The following is a 4,112-nucleotide window of genomic DNA, read 5'->3' as shown; positions in this document are numbered from 1 at the left end:
CAACAATGTATAACCGCAATTACGGCGGATTCGACTACGTCAGAATCCACTCGGAATTGCTAACGTCAGTATTTAACCGAAAAACATTAACTTTAATCCCGTAACTGACGGTTATACGAGACCGTTGCAAGTCATAGCGCTCACTCATACGGCGGATAATTCTGAATTTTAAAAACTTTTGATTTCTAACAAATTAAAACTCTGAATTATCACGCGGAGAAATCAACTCGAACTCTGAATCTGACCAATATTGCGCTGACTTTTACTCTTGCGGAATTGAGCAAGGTTGCGGATTTTTAAAACGCTGACTAAAAATATTACGCGGATTTTCACTCTTGCGGATTGACAATACTTTGCGGACGAAAATAATAGCTGAATGTACTCTTACTCGGAATTTAACTCAAGCAGAAAACATAACTCTGAAAAAACTACAACTTGCAACACCGTATAAAAAACATTGCTTATCTTTATTTCTAAATTGAAACGTTTTGCTATTTTGCTTACGTCCGATTTTCCTTCGGAAAATCGCCGCGCTCAAAATCGCAACGTTTCTTATACAAACACGTTGGGCACAATATGAACAAACATCGAATGAAATACATAATTATCGGAATTTTATTTATCTCAACTTCTGTTTTTGGACAGGAGTTCAATTTTGACATTCATAATACATCACTCGCTGAATATTTAAAAATGGAAGAAAGTTTGGGAAGCGAAAAAATTCCGACAACCTCAAATCACGTTTCCTTTGGTGGAAATGCGCAACCCATTAAATATTTAAGAAAAGAGAAAGTAATTCCTGATTTGACTTCTTTCTACTTTTTCAAAAAAGCGGATTCAACAATGTCTTATGTTCTCTACGAATGGGACGTTTCGAATTTTGAGAAACAAGACAATAATCAAAAATCAAAGAAGTTTCAAAAAGCCTTAATTACAAAATACAAAGGACTTAAAAAAGAAATTTCAAATGAGTTCGGACAACCAGAAGTAAAAAAGAATTATTCAAACATTAGTCGATTGGATTCTATAAACACTTTTGTAGAAAGTTCTACTTGGAAACCTAATGATAGCATCGAAATAGAAATGTATACAACTGTTTCTAACTATTACGAAAAGAAAGGTGCAATGACTATTAATCCAGTTCATAGAATAAGACTTTACATCAAGAACCAATCAAAGGAAAAGGAAAAAGAAACCCCAAAATTAGACGAGAAAAAATTGGCAGAATTGGAAAAAATTAAGACTGAATTTTTTACGGCTTTAAAAGCCAAAGATTTACCAAAATCAAAAAAGTTTTTATCGGACTTAATACTTGAAAAAGTTACTGACGAACAAATTAATATGCTGATTGAAAATATCAGTTTTGATAGAGAAACGGAATTGATTTATAGAGGAGTTCAAATGGGATTTGACGGAAGTATGTTTACACTACTTCAGTATAAATATTCGGATAACAATTCGAGTCCGCCAAATGAGATGATAAAATTGATTTTTGACGACAAAAACAAAGTTGTAGGAATACAACCAATTAAAATGCAAAGAAAAATAACCGATTAAAAAAATACTGTGCCCAACAATGGCTATAATTAATACGGGTTTTGGTGTTTTATCCAAAGTTTAGTGTATTTTTATAAGGTCGTCAAATCATTTTGATTTGACTTTTGAATAAAAAAAGATAAAAGCAAACAAAATGCTTCGTCTTAGTGCTAAATCGGAAAGCCTCTGCTCCCCTATTCCCGCACTAATCATAGCCGAAGCCGTTACAAAAAATAGCTCCGAACTCACTCAGACGCGGAGAAATTCGATGGAAATATAAATCTGAATTTGACCAAAGCAGCACGCGGAATTGAACACTCAAACTCTGAATTTTAAAACTCTGAACCTGATAATTGGTACGCGGAATCTCACTCTTGCGGAATTGAGCAAGGTTGCGGAATTTTACAATGGCTGAAAAAAAGCGTGGTTTACTATTCGCGATTTTTTTTTTTGAGAATTTTAAGTTAGAATATTCTAAAAAACTCAAAACATGAATTTTGAAATTTTACGCGGACAAAATGCAACCTTAAACCAATCTGACGTGTCGCTACGTTTTGTAACACCGTATAAGTTTAATTGCTTCTGATTTTCCTGCGGAAAATCCTCGCATTTTTATTATCTTAGTTCCTTAGTCTGAAAATCCTCGCGGATTTCCAGCGCAACTAAGCTTATACAAATACGTTAGCTGTAATAAACCCAAAACTGCATGAATAAACGATTGAAAGAAGATTTAAAAATTCTACAAATAATTTTTAAAAATGCAAGAAGTAAAAGACAGAAATGTTTAATCTGCGACGAAAATTCAATCAACTCTCATTTATTACAAAAAAATGGAATCCTTAATTTAATTAGTTCCAAAAATCATATAACTCAAATTAAAGGAAACGATTTTTTTAAAGCTGAAAAAGACGGAATAATTGGTATTAAATCAGTTGGAATAAATAACGCCATGTCCTATCCTTTGTTCTGTAATTATCATGACACGAATGTTTTTGCACCTATAGAAAAAGAAGAACATAATCTTGATTTATATACCAACCAATTATTGTTTTCATATCGTTCATTATGTGCCGAATTAAGAAAAAAAATGATAAATGTTGACATATTTGAAAGAATAAAAAACTCAAGACAATTTGCAACTAATACATCATTAATAGAAATGGCTAAATCACAAATTGAAGCGAATTCCATGGGTATCCAAGATTTGAATTGGTACAGAAATATTATGGAACTTGAGATAAACAGTTCACATAATAGTCAAGATTTTATTTTTCAAAAAATTGATTTTGACTTTATTCCTGTTAGTGCTTCAGCTTCTTATTCACCAATAAATCCAGAAGAACACACTTTTGAGGTTTTAAAAAATCCAGAGAATATTTTAAATTATATATTCATAAACTTTATTCCACAAAAAGACAAACTGACTTTAATTCTTGGTTATCATCGATTAAAAAAAGACAATTGGATATTAGAGTATATTTCTTCTTGGAAAAAACTATCTAAATCAGAATTTAAAACAAAATTGACTGACTTGTTTGCTACCAAAATTGAAACTTGGGCAATCTCACCTGAATATTGGAATGAATTAAAACCTGAAAACATTAAAGCTTTTAAAGATTATTGGAACGATAATGCGAATAACTTAAGAATTACACAAAGTGTTGATTTTAATTTGTTCGAATAAATTACTACAGCTAACACCGTGTATAATTCATTACGGCGGAATTTCCTATCGGAAATCCCAATCATTTTTGCTATCTTTCGTTATTAATCGGAAAAATCCGCTGGATTTTCCCGTAACGAAATCATACACAAATACGTTGTGTGTAATTTAAACGACCGAACTAAAAACAAACTGAATGGGAATATTTGAAAATCTATTTGGAAGTAAAAAACTAAAAACGTCTGACTCTGATTTTGGAGAAATCGAGAGTTTTAGCACAAGAGGAAATGATGTTGGTTGGCAGATAAATAAAAGATATCTTAACTCTGACATTGAAATCCTAATCGCAGGAGACAAAGACGGAATTGCGGAAAATCAAAAACGGATTTTACTAAATGCTCTGAATAACGAAACGGAAATCAAATCTGAATCGGAAAAAGCTCTAAAAGAACAATATGCAAATGCCGAAATGGAATTTGAATCAATTGAAAAGCATTTTGACTTGAAAGGAATTTCTGTAAGAGACGAGGGATTTGAAATGGCTTTTCAACAAAAAAATGACCCTTACTATTTTTTTAATGTTCATTTCGAGAATAACAAACAAGTCGGAGTTTCTATAGATGGATAATCTGAATAAAAAACTACACACAACAATGTATAACCGCAATTACGGCGGATTCGACTGCGTCCGAATCCACTCGGAATTGCTAACGTCTGTGCTTAACCGAAAAATTTGCGTACTTTAACCCGTAACTGACGGTTATACGAGACCGTTGCAAGTCATAGTGACCCGTCCTGAATAAAGGCTACATAATTTTAAACATTATGTATAAAAACGACAAAGTAATCAGACGGTATTCAGAACCTTTCAAACTGAAAATTTTAGAAGAACTTACAACCGGAAAATTAAACA

General features: G+C 32.2%; 3 protein-coding genes. All 3 read left to right on the top strand.

Going from position 1 to position 4,112, the window contains the following annotated elements; genetic code table 11:
* Positions 1–591 precede the first annotated feature (591 nt).
* Entirely contained in the window at positions 592–1,557 is a 966-nt protein-coding gene (locus LG651_RS15605; RefSeq protein WP_226697040.1) for a hypothetical protein, read from the top strand.
* 697 nt (positions 1,558–2,254) lie between these two features.
* Positions 2,255–3,220, top strand: coding sequence for a hypothetical protein (locus tag LG651_RS15600; RefSeq protein ID WP_226697039.1), 966 nt, complete (start codon positions 2,255–2,257; stop codon positions 3,218–3,220).
* A 175-nt stretch (positions 3,221–3,395) separates the two neighbouring features.
* A complete protein-coding gene (locus LG651_RS15595; protein WP_226697038.1) occupies positions 3,396–3,827 on the top strand; it encodes a hypothetical protein in 432 nt (143 codons plus the stop codon).
* The last annotated feature ends 285 nt before the right edge of the window (positions 3,828–4,112 follow it).

The organism is Neotamlana sargassicola (assembly GCF_020523965.1).
Taxonomy (GTDB): domain Bacteria; phylum Bacteroidota; class Bacteroidia; order Flavobacteriales; family Flavobacteriaceae; genus Neotamlana; species Neotamlana sargassicola.
The sequence above is the reverse complement of the archived record's forward strand: the minus strand, read 5'-3'. Positions and strand labels throughout refer to the sequence as shown.